This window comes from Ktedonobacter robiniae, assembly GCF_016587375.1.
Classification (GTDB): Bacteria; Chloroflexota; Ktedonobacteria; order Ktedonobacterales; family Ktedonobacteraceae; genus Ktedonobacter; species Ktedonobacter robiniae.
This window is the reverse complement of record NZ_BNJG01000001.1, coordinates 3,016,572-3,038,140: the sequence shown is the minus strand read 5'-3', so window position 1 is coordinate 3,038,140 and position 21,569 is coordinate 3,016,572. Positions and strand designations below refer to the sequence as shown.

Sequence of the window (21,569 nt, the reverse complement as noted above, 5' to 3'; positions counted from 1 at the left end):
AAGGCGATTTATTGCACGAGTACAGAGTCGTGACCGATGAGATGGTGTGGCGCCGCTTTCCTGAGGGCGTTAGAGGATTCTGGAACAATGCTCTTTGTACGTCATTACTACGATAAATCGCCTTGTGCGCGATAAATCGGGCACCTATGGGATACATTGAGCAAAAAAGATGACGCGCATATGTTAGATCGTACCAGGTTGGTTGGGATGGGTATTTTTAGTTTGGGGAGCCAGGAGAGAATGGGAGTGAGGGGTGAGATTGTGAGCAATCCGGGTTTGGGATGCGAGGGTGGCTGGGGTGTCGGGAGTTTGGGCGGTGTTGGAAGGGTCGTTGGGAGAGGATTCAGGGGTTGGGGTATCGTCGGAGTCGGAGGTGAGGAGGATGTGAGCGATCTCGAATTTGAACTGGCAGGGATGCTGGGCGAGGAGTTCGGGGACGAGAGGTTTGATGAAGGGGTGGAGGGTGTAGTGGCCGTGAGAGACGGTGGTGAGGAGGTTGGCCTTAACCATTTTGCTGAGGAGCTGGCGCACGCAGGTGTAGTCGAGGTCAAGGACGGCAGTGATTTGGGCGGGTGAGAGGGGTTGGTCGCAGGTATGGACCAGGTGGAGAATGGCGAGGCGCTCAGGGGTAAGGGTTTTATGGGCACTGAGAGTGGTGAGGGCCAGGCTTTCTTGTAAGGAAGCGTGGCGGAACTTAATGTGAGAGGTCGGAGAATGGAGTGTGAGGGAGAAGGGAGCAAGCGAAGAGCCGAGAACATCGAGATGGTAGAAGTTGGAGACGGGGAGGCGTTTGAGATGGAGGTGATGATCGACCGAGGCGGTCAGCGGTGAGGAGCGCTTGCAGGTGTGGAGCACGAGAATGCAGATATCATATTTTTCGGCGAGGCGGCGCAGGAGGGCGAGCAGTTCGCGGTCATTGCCCGTGAAGAGGGGACGCAGAGAGGCCAGGTTATCGATGACAAGCAGGCGTGTATCGGGAGAGTTAGTGAGCCAGCTTTGAAGCTCGTGCAGGCCCTCGGTGGGCGTGAGCGGGGTCCAGGTGTTGGAGAAGAAGAGATTGTTGGGTGCGAGAGTGCCGGGCTGGGCGGCGAGTAGGCGGGCGCGGAGTTCGTGCAGGCGGAGCAGTGAGTGATCGAGGCCCAGGTAGAAGGCGCGGCCGCGCGTGGAGGTGAAGGATTGGGAGTCGGCACGATCCTCGCCAGCGAAGCATGACTGGCCCTGTGTGACATTGAGCATGAGCTGAAGGGCGAGAGAGGTCTTGCCGGAGCGAGGGTCACCGCTGAGGAGGGTCAGGCCAGCGGGAAGGAGGTTGTGGATGGGCCAGGTGCTGGTGATAGGTGAGGGTTGGGTGAGGTCATTGAGGCCGGTGAAGGGCATAAAGGGGCGGACGAAGAGGTTGGCGTAAGCCTGGTAATCGAATTTCGTCATGTAAGCCTCCATAGGAAAAGTAGAGGGACGTTTTCGAGAGGTATACATATGGAAGGTGCACGATACGATATATTATGTGATATACATTTATAGTATGTACGGTAGACAGCGGTTTTGTCAAGTAAAAGAGGAAATATTGAAGAAATTGAGTGAGTGGGGATTTAGGGGTTGGGGGGCGAGGTGAGCATCTCAAGGAAGCTCCAGGATTTGAGTTCGCGCTCGAGGTGATAGCGCAAGAGTCCATGCATGGCTGTGGCGACTTCGGCGTGGAGGCGGGGATCGAGACGCAGACGGGGCACCTGTGTCCACTCTGTACGCTGCAAGAGGCGTAAGACTTTGAGGGCGTTGGGAGAGATCTTCTGCGCCCATAGATGGGAGCAATTGGGGCAGAGGGCGCCACCCAGAGACGGGGTGAAGCCGTTGACGACCGGCTCTAGCTCGGAATCGCAGTGCGCGCAGGTACGCAACAAGGGCTCATAGCCGATGCAGGAGAGGAGATAGATCTCGAAGTAGCGTAAGAGAAGGAGGCTGCGATCTCGCTCGTGCGCGGGGTCGCTTGTACCAGCCTGCCGTTGTTGCTGGACCTGGCGCGCATCCTCATCGAGGGTTTTGAGGGCCAGGAGGAGTAGGTTGTAGACATCCTCGTGCTGAGTATCATCCTCGACAAAGCGATCTACCAGTTCGGCGAGGTAGATGGCGCAGGTGCGATACCAGATGTCATCGCCCTGGCGCAGGGCGAGAAAGGCGTCGCTGGTCTGGGCCTGGGTGATAATATCCAGGTTGCGTCCATGAGCGATATAGAGCCGGCTCTGGCAGAGAAGCTCTAAATGTCCCGATTTACGGCTCACGGGGCGACGCACCCCCTTTGCAACGGCATGAATCTTGCCCTTGTAGGGAGTGAACAGGGTCAGGACGCGGTCGGCCTCACCCAGATCAGAATGTTTTAAGATGATGGCATCGGTGGAGTAGGTGCGTTGTTCTCGCATACTGTGGAATCCTGGGGATAAAAAAAAGACGTGATTACAAATTCACGTCTTTTGGAGGCGACGAGCGGATTCGAACCGCTGGTGAAGCTTTTGCAGAGCCTTGCCTTACCACTTGGCGACGTCGCCCGGATTAGTAATATAACCAAAACCCTTATAAAAAGAGAGAGCGGGAGACGGGATTCGAACCCGCGACATTCACCTTGGCAAGGTGACGCTCTACCACTGAGCCACTCCCGCATGTCTTTGGAGATCACTTCGCTGGTTACTTTTGTAACTTTTCGGTCACCCCCGACTGCGCTTATAAGATATCATACCCCCACGTCTTTGTCAACAGGTTGGGGGCTCTTTTTTTGCCTCATCAAGTAGATCGGTATATTCCAATGAGTGGCACGACGCTGCTAATGTACGCGTCTACATATGAAGGGACGGGGCGTCTCGCGCCTCATATGAACGCTTATCCTACAATAGCTTCTTCGGTGGTGTGGGCCAGCAGTTCTTCGCCACCTTTGGTGGCCAGTTCGGCCACGCGGGACTCTTCGCCGAAGCCGGTGAATATGGAGACGTCCATGCCGATGTTCAGGGTCAGGTCGCCCGCGGCCCAGAGCTTGTCCCAGCCACTGGTGTTGTCGCTGGTGAGGGTGCCTCAGTCATTGATCATGGAGGGGATGCCCAGGAAGGTGTCCGCGCCTGACATGAGCAAGTATTCAACATAGCATATAAAAATCTACAGAAATTGCTAACCTTATGGAAAGTTCTGAATACGCTCAAAGACTGATGGAGCGTAACTAATTAAGCATCCATGATCAGGGTATCTTCTATTGCGACGATCCACTCCCTGGCATACTTGGACAATGCCTCACCTCGGAGACCAAGTAAGTGAAGCAACGGTGTGGCGCATTCGGACGCGCTGAAGCCCCTGGTCAGGCAGCGAGGAATTATCAAAGGACAAGGCTAGCTTTATAGTGCAAAAGCTGCAAAGCGGTATCGCTGTGATAAATCGCCTTGCGCGCGATAAATCGAGTTCCTACCAATAATTCGATTCCCCTCCAATAATTTGGATCCCACACCAACAATTCGTGTTTCTACTAATAATTCGGGTATTTCTCACAAGCTAGTTCGGACAACTTGACAAAATTTGCCAGTGGAATCTTCTGAGGCCATATAGAACCTCATCGGGAGTGGTGCGCTCATAGAGCATGACGTTTTCATAAATTGGGCGCCCATGTTCGTTGATTTCGCCCTTGCACCTTTCGGCTTTGCTTGTTAGTCCGTGGTGAAGCCGCGCTCGCGGAGGAGGCGGAGGACGCGCTCCAGGTGTTGTTCCGAGATGTGAACGAGGCGTTGTTCTGGTGCGATGGGCTCTTGCAAGAAGTTGTGGATCTCTTCGTCTGCCTCCAGGTCGTTCAGGACCTGCTCGGGGAGGATCAATAGCGGTGCGCGGGCGACGCCAATATGGTGCTGGCCCTCATATCCATTGCCCCATAGTTTGAGGCGTAGTACAAGCGACCCTGGAATGTCATCAATACAATAGCGGCGCAAGAAATCCATGATTTCATCCAGGGTCATATGCTGCTTGAGCGCGGCGCGTACCGAGCTTTCGGTCAGGCACAGGCCGCCTCTCGCCTCGTCATAGGCACAAAAGCGCTCGGCAACGCGCACAAGATAGAAGTTGAGCACGCCATAAAGTGGCTGGAGTAGCCCATCTTCGCGCAAGCGCCACTGTGGCTCATGCCTCTCCTCCCCATCTTCTCGCCTGGGCGTACCTGCGCGTGTCACGGCTGGAAGCTGCTCGCGCTCCCATAATGCTTGCTGAGCCTCGGACAGTTTGCCAGGAGCAACCTCCACCAGGGTGGACGATAAGCGTCGTCCAAAGAGCGAAGACGTCTCTTGCTCTCCCAATAAGGCATCTAACAAGGCTGAATCCGCTACCTCCATCAGCGTGGCTTCACGCCAGATTTCAACCCGCCGGGCCTGGCGCTCCCATTCCAGAAGGGTATAGCGTACATTCTGGGGCAAAGCCCCATCTGCCGCCACCTCCAGGGTCCGCAACATATCTTCAATCAAGTACCCACGCTGAATCGCACGCGTGACGCTGGCCCTGGTCAGGCGATAGTGCGCGACATATTCAAGCTGCTCTCGCTCGGCAAAGCGATCCAGAGCGAGCAAGAGGGACTCCGAGACAGGTGCCATGGCAACCAGCTCGAAATTTGGCTGCACAATCAAGCGCCCCTCAGGCTGTTCTAGTGCTTGCTCGTCTGCACGAAATAGCGCCCGTCCCGCGGGCAAGAGACGAAACGTGTCTGGATGCTCCCTGGCATCCACCTCAACGATACCAAGCCACGACAGCACACCCTCAATCACGGCACGAATAAAGCCACCTTCGACAAGATACCAGCCTTCGCGATGCGTTAGCCAGCCACGCTGTAAGCGAAAATCCCAGCCATAGGGGTTGCACTCGTTGGAATAGCGATCCATACGTGATCCCTGGTGGCGAGGAAAGAGGAGCGAGGGAGCATAGAGCCTGGTACGCGCGACAAAGGTGGGCAGGTCTATCCATATCCCTGGGGTCTCCTGTAACACACGCTCAAGCACGACCTGGCGCGAACGCACCACCTCCTGGTGGGCTTCTGCGAGCAGCTCTGGACCCGGCTTGACATTGATCGCAGGCAGGTAGGCCATCTCATTCCAGAAGGAACCCTCAACCGCCAGTTGATAGCACTGCCTGGCACGCTCGTAAAACGGTAACGCGAAATACGCTTCGGCAGGGGCGGCCTGAAGTATCCCTTGTTGCTCACGTAGCAACCCTACCTTCATCGCCAGCAGGCGCAGAAAGAGTAAACGGGGCGACTCATTTTCATTACGCACTACGTCGTCCTCACCCTCAGCCATGCGCGCCAACACGCTACGCAGCGCCGAGCGAGAGAGAAGGCCGTTATTGAGCAATGGCAACCCCTCGCGGGCCTCCGCCACCACAGACCAGTAGGAATAGAGCCAGCGCTGTAAAAGCCGCATCCGTGCATCTGTTCCACTCTCTGGCACTGCCGGCAGTAATGGCTCTGCCCCCAGATCACGCTCTTTTGCAACCTCGTGGACTGCGGTCTCTACGCTCGGCGGAACGATAAGCATACCGTCATGGGTCCCACTACTATACTCCCGGCCCGCGAAGCTGGTCTGTTTACTCCAAAAGAGCAAGCCCTCCAGCAAGAGAGAGCGTATGGCCTGCTCGAATGGGCCATGCGGGTGCGCAGGAGGATAGGCTATGGGCTTGTGTGTATTATCTATGCCATAAGCGCTCACAACCCCCATTTCGCCGGGTTGTTCTCCCGCCTGTTGCCGTGTAGAAAGCAGTCCGGCACTGTGACAGTAAAAGGCCAGGTCACGACTATTCGCACGCCCACCACAGAGCACCAGTTCTCTCAAGATCAACCACTCACCCTCGCCCAGGGTTCGCACCAGCGTGCTCAGGACATCCGCATCAAAGAGCTGGCGTGCGACCTCTCCTAATTCAGCCGATGCGCTGGCATCTGCGCTGACATTGGCCTCAGGCGTGGCGCCGGTCAAGGGAATCTGCCGGGACCTGGCAAGCGTGTGCAGGTGATAGAGAGGAACGGTCTCTAGCAATTCTACGTCACGAGGCTTCATAGTTATCCTTCTCATGCACAAGAGGAGCATTTCCACGCCGCTTCAATTCGTCGCTCAAGCGCGCAGCCCCCCCCTCATGGAGCAGGGCCATCGTCTCGCTCAACGGGCGTGCCACCACTTCATTCAGCGAGGTCGTCGCCTCAAGCTCTCGCATAACGACCTGGTCTGCGACCTCAAGCAGAGGGACATGAGTATAGAAGCGTACCTGCCCATAACTCTTCTGCAAACGCTCCAGGCGAGCAGTCACCTGCGCAAGCGCGTCTGCCAATTCTGGCTGACGCTGCGCAAGCAAGCGCAGAATTTTGAAGAGAGCGTTGGTATCTTCACCGGCACGCAACGCCTTGCTAAGCGCTTGTGGCGTGAAGCGATACCGTAGATAGCTGCGCTGAATGCCCGTGGCTTGCGCGAAACGTTCCAGCACCTTGATGAGGTTCCAGGCCGCCGGGTGAGCCGGAACTAGCACCTCCTGGGCGTCTACGACCACCAGCAGGCGCGTCAGGCGCCGTCTTCGTCCTCGCTCAAGCTCACCAGGAACGCCGTTCCCCTGTAAGAGCCAGCAGCCCAGTGGTGTCAGGCGAAAAGCCAGCAACGCGCCATCAGGCGCACTTACAATATCGCAAATTCCCCACCAGTAGAGTGGCCCTTGAATTAACTGTGCCAGGTAGTGGTACTCTGCCCGCTGCCAATCTTTAAACTGCGAGGGTTTGAGCGGTTTATCTGGATTGTCGTCCTCCAGCCACCAGTGTGGAGAGGCAAAATAGCGCTGCCGCCGCTGGAGAAACAGGGGATTCAGCCGATACACAAAGCGCGCGAAGGCCCCAAAATGCATCCACTGTCCAGGCGTTACCTGAGCCAGGAGCGAGACCAATAACTGGCGCGCCTCGCTATTTTCAATCTCCAACTCGCCCATACGCAAGACCGGCTGACGCAATGCGTTCGCGCGGCAGCGCAGGTCGACGCCATCTTCGCGCAACCCCAGCAACTCATCAGTGGAGGAGTGTTTTAGCCAGAGCATGAAGAGCTCCTGGGCCTCTTGCACCTGGGCCTCGCCCAGCAGTTTCTCCGCCAGCGAATCAGCAATATGAAGGCGGTTGCGATCGTCATCAGCACGCTGAAGCATATTGCCGCCACGCAGCAGGCGCAGCGCAAAACGCAGGAAAGTACGAGAGCGTGGCAAACGTTCACGCAAGCGAGCGATGAGACTTTCAGGCGGCTGATCGCTTGTGGACTGAAGCAAGAAGGAGCCATCTGAGGCGCGTGTCGTGCCTGTAAACTCTGCCAGCAGGGTATCTGAGAAATCTAACCAGGCACTCTCCTCATCCAGACTTGTACCATCAAGCAGGCGAGCAAGCAACAGCAACTCGGAGAGTAGGCGCAGAGGTTCCATGCTGCGTACGCGCGGCTGATCGCCGCGTTCAGAGCCTTCCTGAGCGCCCGCGGGCAGCGTATAGGGGGTCATCGGCACGGTTACCTTCAAGGCTGCTCGCACCTCCAGGGGCACAAACCAGCCGATCTCAAGCTGACCGCTGCCCTGCGCTCCACGCGCAAGCGAGACACTGTTCAGGCTGGTGCGGAAGAGCAATCCCTCACTCTGAAGGGACACAAGCGCCTGCTGGTAGTGCGCGGGCTGCCCCAGCGAGAAACGATCGTAGAGGGCGCGTAGCTCCTCATCGGGGATGGCTGATCCGTAGAGAGTTATCGCGGCCAGAAACTGGCGTAGAGTCTTCTCCAGGCTTGCCGCGACCTTTTTCACTGTTTCGGGACGCGCGACCTGCTCCAGCAAAACCTCAATCAGTTGAGGCTTATTCATATTCCCCGCCGTTATCGCATATGCACGCGCTATACTGCGTAGCTCGCTGATCCCCAATTGTGGGAGAATATTCTGCATACCCCCGACCTGCACCAGCGTGTGTTGCGGAGGCAATATCGGTCTGAAAGCGCCACCTGTGCGTGAGGAAGGCTTTTCTCGGGGAGCCTTACTCGTGGGAAGCTGAGCGGCGACAGCATCGTTTACCAGGTCTTGCAAGCGTTCTTTCTGTGGTCTATTTTCCATAGCTGCTTGCGCGGCAAGCGGGCGGAAGAGCCCTGGATGGGCAAGCCACTCATATAACAGGGCTGCCGCGTGTTCGCACAGCGCCGTTGAGGGGGCCTCACAGGTACAGGAACTCTGCCACTGCATTGCACCTTGCAGTTCTACTGTTACATAGTGACTGCCAGCATCAGGCTCGGGGAAAGAGAAGGCGTCTTCTTCCTCTGGACCTGGCTCGCTGGCTGAAGAGGCCGCGATTTCGACGATACCACTCAAGCGACCTTCGTCGCGCCTGGTCGCCTGTACCGCGTCCAGGCGCGCGTACTCCTGCCCACGTGTCGCCGCCGCCAGCCCGGCCATGCTGATAATATCCGTGGCTCGCAGGCGCCGCAACGCGCCAGGTACTACATGTTCCATGATTGGTTGCTCAAATACTCAACAGAAAGGTGAATAAAAGTGAACTGTATTAGATTATCTTAGCACGAGGTGCGTGTATGGTCAACAAAAAGCGCAGGTGCGGGTGTGCGTCAATATTTTTACAAGAGCGCTTCCAATCCCATAGATGCCCCGTTTACGGCGCGCAAGGCGATGTATCGCAGGAGTACAGAGTTGCGACCGATGGAAGAGCGTAATGTGGCTTGCCCGAGGGCGTCAGAGTGTTCTGAAAAGATGCTCTTCATGCTGTATTCTCGCGGTACATCGCCTTGCACGCGATACATCGGGTGCCTATGGGAGACATCGTGCAAAAGATGACGCACACCCCACTGGCACAGCTACTCATACCTGTTTACCCCTGAATGGGGAGCTGTTTGGTCGTCCCTCGGGAGCGTAGGGTTGTCTCGATTTCATACATGATGTTGGCAATTGACGCAATGGCGGCAGTCTCGGCGCGTAGCACACGCTCACCCAGTGTCACAATCTTGGCGCCATGCCGGCGCGCCATCATGATTTCCTCGGCCATGAAGCCGCCCTCGGGACCGATAAAGAGCATAACGCGTAGGCGCCGCGTTGGTGCCTCCTCGTAGTTGGTCATGGCCTCGCGCAAGACACTACGCAGCGTCTGTGCACGTTCCTCCTCCCAAGGCATCAGCGCTAGCGTCCCTTCTGGTATATTACCAAGCACATGCATCAAGGGGCGTACAGGGAGCAATGTGGGGACGCGCGCGCGCCCACATTGCTCCGATGCCTCCTGAATAATGCGTAGCCAGCGTTTCTGCTTGGAGACCCCTGCCTCTTCAAGGCCGGCAGTGGAGCGCTGGCAGGTGGTCGGAAGAAAGGCCGAGACCCCCAGTTCTGTCCCCTTCTCCAGAATCCATTCAAAGCGCGCGGATTTGAGCATGCCCTGGCAGAGCATCACCTCTACCGGCGATTCGCTTTTTCCCCGCTGGCGCTCAAGAACTTCGACCACTACCTCGCCACGCACGCTCTTTTTGACGGCACAGAGCGTCTCCTCGCCGCTGTTGTCCAATAGCACCAGGCGCTCATCCAGGGCCAGGCGCAACACATCCCGCACCTGATGCGCGACATTCTCGGGTAAGAGAATGGCCATGCCCTTCTGCCTGAGCAGCGCAGGCTCGACCTGCGCCTCTTCAATGAAGAAACGATGCATACAACCTCTTTATATTTATTCGGTATGTGGTGTGAGGCTGGCTCTGCCAGCCTCACACCACATACCATGACCCGTTCAGCGGACTGTTGTAGGATCCATGTCAGCATGGACCCGACACATTTGATGGACAAGCCACGAAGACGCTGAGAACACTTTCTAATAAACGAGGACCATATGTTAGGCGCGTTTGCGGAAGACGAGGGCTAGCCAGTCTTCGATCATGGTCTCTTCCACCAGTTCCAGACCTGTCTCCAGGAGCGGGCCTTCGGCGTCTGGTCTGCGGGCCTCGATGATGCCGCTCACGACCAGCAGACCGCCTGGCGCTACGGTTGTTGCGAGTTGTGGTGCGATGGCACCAATGACGTGGGCAATAATATTGGCAACGACGATATCGTACTGCCCCTTCATCTGCCCGGCGCTCTCGGGCGTCAGCTCGCCCAGTTCAACTTTGATCCGCTCTGCAAGTTCGTTTAAGGCTGCATTCTCGCTTGCGCTCTCGGTTGCGACACTACTATTATCGATGGCGTGAATAAACTCAGCCCCAAGTTTGGCGGCGGCAATCGCCAAAATGCCAGAACCAGTGCCTACATCAAGAATACGCATGCCAGGCGTGACTCGTTTCTCCAGTTGCTCCAGGCACATGCGCGTGGTGGGATGCAGGCCGGTCCCAAAGGCCATGCCAGGGTCCAGTGTTAGCACAACCTCTTCGGGCTTGGGCGTATACTGGCGCCACGAAGGGCGAATTACGAGCCGCTCACCGATAAGCGTTACATGATAGTACTCTTTCCAGGCGTTGGCCCAGTCTTCTTCGTTGACAGCACGCGTCTGGAGTTCTCCCACAAAATGGGCGCCAATGCTGGCAAAGTGCCAGAGACCTTCACGCACCCGCTGGCTAATCTCCTCTTCGGTCCCGTCAATGGGCGTATAGGCATGTACCTGTACGGGTTCTCCCTGGCGCACGCGATACGCCTGCCCATCCTCAAGCAGCTCAATCGGGTCCTCAATCACAATCCCCTCGGTTGTATAGCGGCTGAGCAGCTCGCTTACCGATTCGACAGCGTCGGGATGAGTCGTAACAGTCAATTCTAACCAATGCATAACGATATTTCCTGCCTCATCGCTACTAGAGTAGCGTTATTATTTATGTGAGCCTATCACTCCACCGGTGACAATGTGCCAGCCGGTACCAGGTCCAGGGCGTAGTACGCGTAGGTGCGCGCGACACGAAAGCCACAGGAGCGATAGAGATGGAGCGCGGGCGTGTTGTCAGTCTCCACGTCCAGGGTAATCACCTTCTGCTCACGCTCAGGAATGTCACGCAGCACAGATTCTAACATCTGGCGCCCATAACCACGCCCCCGGTACGCGGGAATGACCCCAACGCTATAGATGCCGATGCGTCCCTCGGCCTCATGCACATCCAGGCGCAAACAGCCAACCGGTTCGCGACAACTTACCTCGCCCTCGCCAAAGGTCGCCAGGTAGAAGCGAAACTTGGGATTATGCCAGAAGAGCGTCACGAGGGGGCGCCTGCGCTCAACCGTTTCACCAAAGCTCGTCGAGACCGCCTGCAAATAGCCCTCTAGATCATCATCCTCCGCCTGGCGCACCAGCAAACGATCATCGAGCACATAGTGATCTTGAAATTGCTGCAAGATCATCTCATGCTCAGCCATTTCAAGGCGCGCACCAGTCGAAGCGATGAAGGCCTTCCCGCTCTCCGATCCCTGCTCAGTAATCAGGAGCAGCCTGGCGATATCCTGTTGCTCGCATTCCAGTCGGGCCGCGGCCAGGAGCTGGCGAAAAATACCTCTCCGGCGGTACGCGGGATGAACCATACCCGTTGCCTCGCGCACACTCGCTCCCAACCCTTCAACTCCCAGGTAGCCAACCAGGAGAGCATCCTCATAGTACAGGAAGCTCTGGCAGAGTAAGCCAGCTGGATGACGCAAATCGCCCACGTTCACCCTCACCCACGACTGATCGTGTTGATAACAGAGTTCTATAAGGTGCGCGACAGCGTTCAATTCGTCTTCTGCCAGACCGCGCCTTTTCTCCAGGCCAGAGTATTGCTGCATCCAGATCTCTTTCTTTTTCTATAGATCTTATTCCGAAACCCACCCCCCATTCGGGGACGCGCGCTCAGGGTGTTCGGAGAAGAAGATATATACAAAGGGCGCAAGACATTGTACCACTCCAGATCAAACAGGTACACCATCTTACGCCCCTGGTTCTCATCACTGTTCACGCTGCCGACATGCACACAACTGGCACGCTAGAAGACAGCGGGCTCCATATAATCGCCAAAGACGTCGCGGAAGACATCCATGATCTCACCAAGCGTGGCGTAAGATTTTACCGCCTCAAGGATGGCAGGCATAGTATTCTCAGTGCCTTCAGCGACACGCTTCAGATTCTCCAAAGCCCGCTGCGTCGCCTGATTGTTACGCTCGTGACGCACGCGTGCCAGCCGCGCAATCTGGGCTTTTTCGCCCTCGTAGTCCACGTAGAGCGTCGGTACCTTGATATGCTCTTCGATGGCGTAATCATTCACGCCCACAATCGTGCGCTTATGCTGATCGATCTCCTGCTGATAGCGGTAGGCGGACTCGGCGATCTCGCGCTGGAAGAAGCCATTCTGGATACAAGCCAGCACGCCACCCAGGGCATCGATGCGCTCGATATACTCCAGCGCAGCCTTCTCGGTGCGCTCGGTCAATTTCTCAAGGAAGTATGAGCCACCCAGGGGATCAATAGTATTGGTCACGCCACTCTCAGAAGCGATGACCTGCTGCGTGCGTAAGGCGATCAGGGCCGCGCTCTCTGTGGGCAGAGCCAGGGCCTCGTCAAGCGAGTTGGTATGCAGCGAGTTGGTGCCACCCAGGACCGCTGCCAGGGCCTGAATGGTGGTGCGGATAATGTTATTTTCAGGCTGCTGGGCCGTGAGGGAGACGCCCGCCGTCTGCGCATGACAGCGCAACATCATAGAGCGTGGGTCCTTCGCGCCATAGCGCTCCTTCATCAAGCGCGCCCAGAGCCTGCGGCCAGCGCGGAACTTGGCGATCTCTTCGAAGAAGTCATTATGCACATCAAAGAAGAAGGAGAGCCTGGGCGCGAACTCGTCGATCTTCAGGCCACGCGCCAGGGCGGCATCAACATATGCCAGGCCATCGGCCAGGGTAAAGGCCAGCTCCTGCACAGCGGTCGCGCCCGCCTCGCGGATATGGTAGCCGCTGATACTGATGGTATTCCAGCGCGGCATATGGCGCGTGCCAAACTCGATGGTATCTGTCACCAGGCGCATCGAGGGTTCTGGCGGGAAGAGGAACTCCTTCTGCGCGATATACTCCTTCAGGATATCGTTCTGGAGCGTGCCTCCCAGTTGCGCCATGGAGAAGCCGCGCTTCTCGGCGTTCGCGATATACATGGCCCAGATGGCAGAGGCAGGACTATTGATGGTCATAGAGGTGGTGATTTTATCCAGGGGCAACCCCTCGAAGAGCACCTCCATATCCGCGAGCGAGGAGATAGCGACGCCACACTTGCCAAACTCGCCCGCCGCCAGGGGATGATCAGTGTCATAGCCGTAGAGGGTCGCCATATCGAAGGCCACCGAGAGGCCTGTCTGACCCTGCTGCAATAAATACTTAAAACGCTTATTGGTATCTTCAGCGGTGCCAAAGCCCGCGAACATGCGCATGGTCCACGGCTTGGCGCGATACATGGTTGGCTGAACGCCACGCGTATAGGGATAGGCGCCAGGATAGCCTAGGTCACGCTGATAATCCAGTCCCCGCACATCCCCAGGTGTATAGAGTCGCTCGATAGGCACACCAGAGGTGGTGATAAGGTTGTCTCGCTCGGGAATGCGCTCCACCGACTTCTTGACGAGGCCCTCTTCCCATTGTGTGCGCTGCACGTGCAAACGGTCAAGTTCTTCTTTATCAAAGAGCGTCCCTTGTTCGACCTCAGGCAACTCTGGCTCTGTCGATTTCTGTTCAAGCATCTTCGCAAGCTCTCCTCATATGCATAAAGGCAATGGCATATTTGAAACGCAGATAGACGATTCATTTCATAGTTGTAACATCCCTATTGTACCATACGCCTCAGGCAAGAGGGGTGAGGTGTGTGTGATGGCGGCCTGGCTCCACCAGGCCGCCATCACACACACCTCACCTGGAGGGGTGCTTGCGTTATCCGGAGGGGAGTGTCGAAGCCCTCTTGACGTCTGCATGGAGGCATGTTATTCTCAGGTATATGACGAGACAGCATATGCGTCAGGTCACCGCGCGCGCCAGCGCCGGGCGACTGGCCCATCATCACCTCATTCCATCAATCCTCGGCCATGTGGTGGCCGCATAAGCCTGGCGTAGCGCTTATGCGGCGAGAAGTAGCGCCGAGCCTCCACTCTCAGGACATTCCTGTTCTGCGGTAGATTCTGCTGCCTTTGGCATGGCTACTTTTTCGTCCTCTGTTTCTTAGCCTTTTCCCGCCCTTCCATGGGACATCGCGTGTGCTCTATGCTGCCCTTGCCCGTGTAGCCATCCGCGCCAGGTACTCTCTCACGTCTGTTGACTTGCTTTCACAAGAGGGACCCATTGTAGTTTGCTTTTACTTGTTATCTCATGAGAGGGAGTTCCTGAACCTATGAATGACTCTGTTATGGAATCCTCAGCGGAGGGAAACACTTTAGCTACCAGTGTGCTTGAGCCGCGTCCCTGGCGGCGCTGGCTGGCTGCTTTCTTTGGCTATACCGCGTCTTCACGTGTGCTCCTGACCAGCGCCATCTGGATGATCTACCTGGCAGCGCAGGGATATAGCCCCTTTGTGATCGGCCTGTTTGAGATGGTCTTTCATATTGCCAAGTTCGTCGCCGAAGTGCCAACCGGGATCTTCGCGGACTTGCTGGGACGCCGCAAAAGCCTGATTCTCTATTGTCTGATTAGCGCGATTGATAGTTTGCTCTATCTCCATCCCACGGCACCATTTATGCTCCTGGCATTCGCGCTCTCGGGCATCTCTTTCGCCTTCCTGGGCGGGGCCAATGACGCGCTGCTCTGGACGCTAACTGGCTATGCCGATGCGCAACGCCAATCGCAACTCTACAGCAAACTCATGAGCTGGACGCTGATGGTCAGCCTGGTAAGTGAGATGGTGGGTACCACACTTGGAGGCTACCTGGGCAGCATCATGCAGACACTGCCATTCATCTGTCGCGCGCTTATCTGCCTGGTCTCCATCCTGCCTCTCTGTCTGCTGCCAGAGGGTATTGAAGAGCGCCAGCCGGAGGAGCGCATCAATGTCCTGGCACATCTGGGTGCTGGCCTGCGCATCGTCTGGAACACACCTGCGATCCTGGGGTTGATCCTGATCTCAGGGCTGACCGAGAGCTGTGGTACCACGATCTACTTCTATGTCCAGCTTCAGTTACATGGCCTGGGCTTCGCCTTGAGTGCGGTCGGTTTTATCATTGCCCTAAGCAATCTTAGCCAGTTTCTCTTTACGGCCATGGTGCCCGTGATGATGCGTAAGATTCCAGAACGCTGGCTGCTGCCCCTGGCTGTCCTCACCCAGGCAACAGGTCTGCTTTTAATGATGCAGCCGCAGATGCTCCCAAGCTTACTGGGCTTCCTGATCTTCTTCCAGGCCGCGACCGCCGTGCTCTATCCGGCGCTCAGCACCTATATCAACCAGCGTTGTCCCGAGGCTCAGCGCGCCACTGTCCTCTCGTTTCAAACGGGACTCTTTAGCCTGGCCATGATCGTGATCTTCCCGCTGTTTGGGCTGGGTATCACTCACTCCTCGTATAGCGTAGTCTATGGCTGGACCGTGCTCGCACTGCTCCTGGGAGGGCTGGGGACCGTCTTCCTGGTACGCCTACGCCAATGGCATGTGAAAATGAAGTAGCGTAAATAAATGTGGTGCAGGCAGAGCCTGCACCACATTTATTTACGCTACTTCATTAAAAAACTACACCTCGACGGAGAGCGCGACCGCGCCACCACCACCCAGGCAGAGCGTTGCCAGGCCGCGACCGCCACCTCGGCGCTTCAACTCATGAATCAAGGTAATCAAGACACGTGAGCCACTGGAGCCGATGGGGTGGCCCAGGGCAATGGCGCCACCATTGACATTCACGCGCTCCCAATCCCAATCTAGCTCTTTGCCATTGGCAAGCGCCTGGGCCGCAAAGGCCTCGTTGACCTCGATCAGGTCGAAGTCGCTCAACTGCATGCCAGTGCGCTCCAGTAGACGACGAATGGCACGCGTGGGGGCCGCGAAGATATAGCGTGGTGTGATGGCCGCCGAGGCATAGCCCGTAATTCGGGCCAGGACAGGCAGACCCTGCGCCTGCGCAAAGGCCTGGTCAACAACGACCGTCGCCGAGGCTCCATCGCTTAGACCAGGGGCATTGCCTGCGGTCACCGTACCATCCTCTAGAAAAGCTGGTGAGAGACGCGCCAGCGCCTCACGTGAGGTATCGCTGCGAATAGGCTCGTCGTTTTCCACCAGCAAAGAACCTTTCTTCTGGCGCACCTCAACCGGCACGATCTCCTCTTTAAAGCGGCCCTCGGCTGTGGCTGCCGCCGCGCGCTGGTGACTGCGCAGCGCCAGTTGATCCTGCTCCTCGCGCGTGACGCCAAACTTCTCGGCGATGATCTCTGCCTCATTGCCCATATGGATATCTTCAAAGGCGCACCAGAGGCCATCACGGACCACCGCGTCAATGATTTTGCCATCACCCATGCGGTAGCCAGTACGCGCTTTGGGCAAGAGATAGGGGGCATTGCTCATGCTCTCCATGCCGCCCGCGATATAGGCCTGGCCATCGCCCGCGCGAATGGCCTGCGCCGCCAGCATGACGGCTTTGAGGCCCGAGCCACAGACTTTATTGATTGTGAAGGCTGGAATATCATCGGGAAGGCCCGCGTGGATGGCGGCCTGGCGGCCCGGCGCCTGCCCAATGCCCGCGCTCACGACATTGCCCATGATGACCTCATCCAGGCTACTGGGGTCGATTCCTGCGCGCTTTACGGCTTCTTTTATAGCGATAGCTCCCAACTGGGGGGCTGTAAAACTGGCGAGACTACCAAGGAACTTGCCTGTCGGCGTCCTTGCCGCGCCTACGATTACCGGAATATGTTCTTCGGTCATGCGAGTTCTCCTCATTCTAATGCCACGCCGATGTGGCCATAGGGTCTAGCAAACTTCTATCTTATTCTATCTTTTATGACCGAGAAGGGGCAAATCTGTAGGGGCCTGCTGCGTCATTCGGCTAACTCGCAGCCCATGGCGGATCATACATTCCGTAGCCATTCCCTCACGCTCTCCGCATACGCCCGCGGCTGATCATAGCGGATACAGTGCCCTGTATTGGGAATATGCAGCTCGCGGGCGCGGAGCTGTGTGGTCAGGATCTGTGCGGCCTGCTCCGGCGTGATCATGGCACCGCGAGTGGGGTCGCCTGTCACCAGCAGCAGGGGGCAGCAAATGGTGGTCAGGACCTCCATAGGCGAACGCTCGCCGATGACGGGCGCAGGGCCGGCGGACAGGATGGCCATATTGAGCTGGTCTTTCGAGATGGCCCACTGCTCTACTGTGACCTCCGACCAGCCGGTATTCTTCTGACAAGCGGCCTTGCGCTCCTCCAGACTCTGTGTCCGCACCTCAAACAACCAGCCATGGTGCCTCTGGCCCTCCTCCTGTGAACTTGTCGGCTGCTCGCGTGGTACAAACAGCGCAGCATCCTCCAGCGCGACCGCCCGCACCAGCTCAGGCCACTCGCTGGCCACCACTGCTGCCACGCCGCCCCCCATCGAATGCCCGCCCAGCCGCACCGAGCCCAGGTTCAACGCCTGGATGAGCGCTACCACATCCTCCGCCATGGCCCGTTGCCGATAGTTCCCGCTCGCCGAGCCGCTGGAGAGCCCATGCCCGCGCGCATCGGGCAGAATGATATCAAAGTCGCTCGCCCATTCCTGCACCACCTCGCTCCAGCACAGCCCATTATCGCTGAAGCCGTGCAACAACACCAGCGGCGGTTTCTCTCCAGCGCCCGTGCGGTAATAATGAATACGAACATCATCGAGCTGCAGATCGCCTTCGGACCAGATTGACATGAATCTTCTCCCCTCAAAGTTTGATGTCCTCATCATATCACCTTTTGCGCTTTCTTATGTATATGCAATCGGTCCGTGTCGCACTCGTTCGACACTCCCCCTGCTAAAGCAAGGGGGATTCTTCTTTCATCCAGCCTGCTGCACGTGGTATTGCACGCCGCAATAGAGAGCCTGATCTCAAGTCCTTGATTATCGCGTAACGGCACAGAAACAGGGCCCGGTAATACCACAAAAGTTTGTAGGGCCCATGCTGGCATGGGCCCTACAAACTTTTCGGACAAATCTAAGGCTTTTGCGGTAACTCGCCCATCTTAAAGCCAGGGGGTACCTGCATGTCCCAGAGGCTCTCAGGGACCTGCTGCTGCGTGAGCACTTCAAGGGTATCATACATCGGCTTCTCGCTGGATGAAGATTTCTGCTCCAGCACATTGACGGGCATATAATGCATATCCAGCAGAATAATATCGCCATTCTGGTAGCGAATCTGGTAGACCTCTCGTCCCTGGAAGGTTCCCTTGCCGATGTAGCTGGCGCGCCCCGCCGCAATATCCGCCCGTAGTTTTTGCAGATCAAACATAGAGTCGCTATCGACCCAGTTGGCAGCATCCCATTGCACCACGTGATTCATCATATCTTTGCCCAGGACTCCATGCTGGGCGTTGCCTACCGCTACGACATCCAGCTTATCATCCATAACCGTCTCGACATGGAACATATTATTGGTGAAATCATGGTAGGTCTTGACCTGATAGGATGCACCATCACTTGTCTGCTGAGTCTGGATATGGTAGAGCACATAGCCGTTCCAGCTTACCTGAGATGGAATCTGAAACTCCTGCGCAGAGCGTAGAAAGAAGAGGTAAGAGACCAGTAACACTCCCAGAGCCATCAGCGCGGCCGCCACCAACATCGCAGGGCGCCAGCGTGCTCTCGCGTGCGCACGGCGTCTCTCTGGAAAGGCTACCGGGCGCGACTCGTCACTCGTTTTGCCGCGCCCCTGTGCGCGCGCGGCTATCGCGGCCCGAACCGCGGCATCAACACGCTCGGAGGGCTGTGAAGAAGGGAGGTCGGCGACCAGGCGGGTCGCCTGCTGAACCTGGCGCATCTCTTGTGTACACGACTCACACCCACGCACATGCAAGGCGACGCTTCGTCGCTGCTCTGGCGTCAGATCATCCCACACAGCCAGGTAGAGGTGGACAATCTCGCAGGCCCGGGAATCGGTTTCATGTCCCGCAGGAAGGGGAGGGAGAAAAATGTCATTCATTTTCGCCGCTCCTGCATACTCGCATTACTCTTATTCAATCGCTTGTACTGTTCCATAAACATCTTTTTGGCTCGGGAAATGCGCGTAGCGGCGGCATTGGGTGAGATCTCCATAATAGCTGCGATCTCCTGGTAGGGGACCCCTTGCGCAGCATGTAACACAAGCGCCGCCGCATACTCTTCGGGCATGTTGGCCAGGGTCAGGCGGATATGCTCACGTTCAGCGATCTCTGGGATACCACCACTATCGGCTAAAAGGAGGGAGGCATCATCGCTCACGTCATCGTCATTTTCGGCCTGGCGCGAGCGGCGTGAAAGGGGCCACCAGGAGATACGTTTGCGTCGACGCAGTTGATCAACACATAAATTGGTCGCGATCCGATACAGCCAGGACGACAAATGATCACGCTCATAGAGTCCATCCCAGGCACTGCACGCGCGTATAAACACCTCTTGTGTTATATCATCAGCGTCTTCCATATTTCCAAGTAGGCGATAGACATAGGAATGTATGGGGCGTCGGAACTGTTCATAGAGTTTTTCCAGGGCCAGTTCATCGCTAAACGCTCTATTTCCTGGTCGATCCGCGGATTTTTCCACAGGCATGCTGGCTGCTACTTTCTCTCGTTGCTCAGTCTCTTCCAGACATAGCTCAGGGCGCACCTGTAGTATAGCAGGAACCACCATCGATGGAAACATACCGCTGTTTACTCCTTTTTTCCAGGAACTTGTGAAGCCTTCACCACTCACGCCCGCGACACACAACAATATACCCAGGAGGTTTGCTTCACAGGATTGAATTGATATTACCTATCCATACTCACGTTGGAGTGTGGCTACTTTTACGGCTGAGCAATGAAACCCAAGTACCCAGATAGAAAAAGCCGCGCTCCTCGACGAGGAGCGCGGCTTTTTCTATCTGGGTACTTAATTTTTTACCAGTTCTGGCCAGAGCCATTCTGCTGCCAGGAGGGCATGGGAGTGGCCTGCCACTGATTCTGCTGGTCGAACTCCTGCTGGCCTTGCCACTGGCCCTGCGGCATCGCCATCTGTCCACCCGTTGGCCACTGGTTTTGCGCCTCAGGGGCCACCCCGTTTTGCCACATCCCTTGCGAGCCATCCATCTGGCCATTTGGCCACTGCATAGGAGCAGGAAGAGCCTGCCAGGGCTGCTGAAGCCCCATGTCCTGCTCGCCTATCTGCGCCTGCATCGACATCTGCGCACGAATCTCCTGGATCGGCAACTGCTCCTGGATCTTCTGCCAACGCCTCGCCATCATTCTCCACCCTACGACGCCTACAAGCAATACAATCAAATAGACGATATTGACGACACCTATACCCTCCAGGAGGACCAGGGAGATCTTCGAGCGAAAGATAATTCCTACAGCCACATCAACGATTACCAGAGCCGCCGCGTAATTCGGCACCTCACGCTGCATCTTCTCAAGCTCGTGCTCAAGGTCCAATAATTCGCACGTTCGGATGTACTTGATCCGTTTTGACCAGCGCACCAGGGCAATAATTGCGACGATCAAAAATAATAAGAAAATAACACCCATGATCGCAAGATCACGAATACTTGCTAACATGCTTGCAGCTCCTTCGTCGTCCCAAATACAGATATCTGATTCTATCTAAGTCCATGCAAGCATGGACCCTACACCACGCATCCTCTCCACTATCAACGTCAACCTTCGGCGTCTATACGCTTTCACTCTATTCCAACGCAGCAGAGCGCCAGGCACAGGAAATAATGACTTTTTACCTACTCGCTATCAGGCATTTAGTCCTGTCTTGACAGAAAAAGCCGAAGTATTTACGCTACAAACGAGCATATTGCGTAACAAATAGATAGGCACTTCCCAATGAAGGACCTTTGGTCGAGAGAAAAGAGGACACACGAACCTATGGCTCAGAGCTATTGCGATTTTGCCCGCGAGCATCCGCTGCACCAGGCATACCATGATCAGGAGTATGGTTTTCCCCTCACCACCGACGCCGCCCTCTTCGAGCGCCTGGCCCTGGAGATCAACCAGGCAGGTCTTTCCTGGCAGACTATTTTAAAGAAGAAGGAGAACTTTCAACGCGCCTTCGACGGTTTTGATCTTGATCGAGTTGCGAGCTATGGCTCTCAGGAGGAAGAACGGCTCCTCAGTGATGCAGGCATTATTCGCAATCGATTGAAGGTGCGCGCGGTGATTGAGAATGCGCGCCGCCTCGTCGTCCTGCGCGAGCAGCATGGCTCCTTCGCGAACTGGCTCACGCTTCATCATCCTCTAAATAAGGAGCAGTGGGTCAAACTCTTCAAAAAGAACTTTGTTTTTACGGGTGGCGAGATCGTCAATGAATTTCTCATGAGCACAGGCTATCTGCCCGGAGCGCACCAGGACAGTTGCCCCATCTACCACCAGATCCTGACCCTCAATCCCCCCTGGTATCAGCAGTAGCCGCGTACGCCACAGTGCGTAGCACCAGTAGCCGCGTAC

General features: G+C 56.4%; 16 protein-coding genes and 2 tRNA genes. 3 read left to right on the top strand and 15 right to left on the bottom strand.

Translation table 11 applies throughout. The features are described 5' to 3' along the window. Window positions 1-183: 183 nt before the first annotated feature. The 4 genes from JMJ04_RS12745 to JMJ04_RS12730 form a co-directional block, all read right to left on the bottom strand. On the bottom strand, window positions 184-1,428 hold the full coding sequence (locus tag JMJ04_RS12745) for an AAA family ATPase (RefSeq protein WP_236038003.1): 1,245 nt from the start codon (window positions 1,426-1,428) through the stop codon (window positions 184-186). Window positions 1,429-1,589: 161 nt separating this feature from the next. Continuing rightward, window positions 1,590-2,414, bottom strand: coding sequence for a DNA repair protein RecO (recO, locus tag JMJ04_RS12740; RefSeq protein WP_201370852.1), 825 nt, complete (start codon window positions 2,412-2,414; stop codon window positions 1,590-1,592). A 52-nt stretch (window positions 2,415-2,466) separates the two neighbouring features. Further along, window positions 2,467-2,540, bottom strand: a tRNA-Cys gene (locus tag JMJ04_RS12735). 39 nt (window positions 2,541-2,579) lie between these two features. Beyond that, window positions 2,580-2,651: transfer RNA gene (locus JMJ04_RS12730), tRNA-Gly, on the bottom strand. A gap of 244 nt (window positions 2,652-2,895) precedes the next feature. On the opposite strand from JMJ04_RS12730, the gene JMJ04_RS12725 reads away from it, so the two are divergent. Further along, a complete protein-coding gene (locus JMJ04_RS12725) occupies window positions 2,896-3,105 on the top strand; it encodes a hypothetical protein (RefSeq protein WP_201370851.1) in 210 nt (69 codons plus the stop codon). 572 nt (window positions 3,106-3,677) lie between these two features. Here JMJ04_RS12725 and JMJ04_RS12720 read toward each other — a convergent pair. The 6 genes from JMJ04_RS12720 to JMJ04_RS12695 all read right to left on the bottom strand — a co-directional run bounded on the left by JMJ04_RS12720 (window position 3,678) and on the right by JMJ04_RS12695 (window position 13,700). Beyond that, window positions 3,678-6,056, bottom strand: coding sequence for a helicase-associated domain-containing protein (locus tag JMJ04_RS12720; RefSeq protein WP_201370850.1), 2,379 nt, complete (start codon window positions 6,054-6,056; stop codon window positions 3,678-3,680). After that, window positions 6,043-8,502 (bottom strand): SWIM zinc finger family protein, encoded by a 2,460-nt coding sequence (locus JMJ04_RS12715; RefSeq protein WP_201370849.1) that lies wholly within the window; start codon window positions 8,500-8,502, stop codon window positions 6,043-6,045. The genes JMJ04_RS12720 and JMJ04_RS12715 overlap by 14 nt, the downstream gene beginning before the upstream one ends. A gap of 370 nt (window positions 8,503-8,872) precedes the next feature. Beyond that, window positions 8,873-9,694, bottom strand: a complete 822-nt coding sequence (locus JMJ04_RS12710; protein WP_201370848.1) for an RsmE family RNA methyltransferase — start codon at window positions 9,692-9,694, stop codon at window positions 8,873-8,875. A gap of 177 nt (window positions 9,695-9,871) precedes the next feature. Continuing rightward, window positions 9,872-10,792, bottom strand: coding sequence for a 50S ribosomal protein L11 methyltransferase (gene prmA / locus JMJ04_RS12705; RefSeq protein WP_201370847.1), 921 nt, complete (start codon window positions 10,790-10,792; stop codon window positions 9,872-9,874). A 56-nt stretch (window positions 10,793-10,848) separates the two neighbouring features. Further along, window positions 10,849-11,772, bottom strand: coding sequence for a GNAT family N-acetyltransferase (locus JMJ04_RS12700; protein WP_201370846.1), 924 nt, complete (start codon window positions 11,770-11,772; stop codon window positions 10,849-10,851). A 197-nt stretch (window positions 11,773-11,969) separates the two neighbouring features. Next, window positions 11,970-13,700 carry an acyl-CoA mutase large subunit family protein gene (locus JMJ04_RS12695; protein WP_201370845.1) on the bottom strand — a complete coding sequence of 577 codons (1,731 nt, stop codon included), beginning with the start codon at window positions 13,698-13,700 and terminating at the stop codon, window positions 11,970-11,972. A 641-nt stretch (window positions 13,701-14,341) separates the two neighbouring features. On the opposite strand from JMJ04_RS12695, the gene JMJ04_RS12690 reads away from it, so the two are divergent. Continuing rightward, on the top strand, window positions 14,342-15,601 hold the full coding sequence (locus JMJ04_RS12690) for an MFS transporter (protein ID WP_201370844.1): 1,260 nt from the start codon (window positions 14,342-14,344) through the stop codon (window positions 15,599-15,601). 63 nt (window positions 15,602-15,664) lie between these two features. On the opposite strand, the gene JMJ04_RS12685 is transcribed toward JMJ04_RS12690, so the two are convergent. The 5 genes from JMJ04_RS12685 to JMJ04_RS12665 all read right to left on the bottom strand — a co-directional run bounded on the left by JMJ04_RS12685 (window position 15,665) and on the right by JMJ04_RS12665 (window position 20,672). Further along, on the bottom strand, window positions 15,665-16,849 hold the full coding sequence (locus tag JMJ04_RS12685; RefSeq protein ID WP_201370843.1) for an acetyl-CoA C-acetyltransferase: 1,185 nt from the start codon (window positions 16,847-16,849) through the stop codon (window positions 15,665-15,667). Window positions 16,850-16,992: 143 nt separating this feature from the next. Continuing rightward, on the bottom strand, window positions 16,993-17,814 hold the full coding sequence (locus tag JMJ04_RS12680) for an alpha/beta fold hydrolase (RefSeq protein ID WP_201370842.1): 822 nt from the start codon (window positions 17,812-17,814) through the stop codon (window positions 16,993-16,995). A gap of 283 nt (window positions 17,815-18,097) precedes the next feature. Beyond that, on the bottom strand, window positions 18,098-19,081 hold the full coding sequence (locus JMJ04_RS12675; RefSeq protein WP_201370841.1) for a zf-HC2 domain-containing protein: 984 nt from the start codon (window positions 19,079-19,081) through the stop codon (window positions 18,098-18,100). Further along, on the bottom strand, window positions 19,078-19,779 hold the full coding sequence (locus JMJ04_RS12670) for an RNA polymerase sigma factor (RefSeq protein WP_201370840.1): 702 nt from the start codon (window positions 19,777-19,779) through the stop codon (window positions 19,078-19,080). The genes JMJ04_RS12675 and JMJ04_RS12670 overlap by 4 nt, the downstream gene beginning before the upstream one ends. 236 nt (window positions 19,780-20,015) lie before the next feature. Next, window positions 20,016-20,672 carry a hypothetical protein gene (locus JMJ04_RS12665; protein WP_201370839.1) on the bottom strand — a complete coding sequence of 219 codons (657 nt, stop codon included), beginning with the start codon at window positions 20,670-20,672 and terminating at the stop codon, window positions 20,016-20,018. Between the two features lie 318 nt (window positions 20,673-20,990). Between JMJ04_RS12665 and JMJ04_RS12660 the strand changes: the two genes are divergently transcribed. Then, window positions 20,991-21,530, top strand: a complete 540-nt coding sequence (locus tag JMJ04_RS12660; protein WP_201370838.1) for a DNA-3-methyladenine glycosylase I — start codon at window positions 20,991-20,993, stop codon at window positions 21,528-21,530. Window positions 21,531-21,569: the final 39 nt, after the last annotated feature.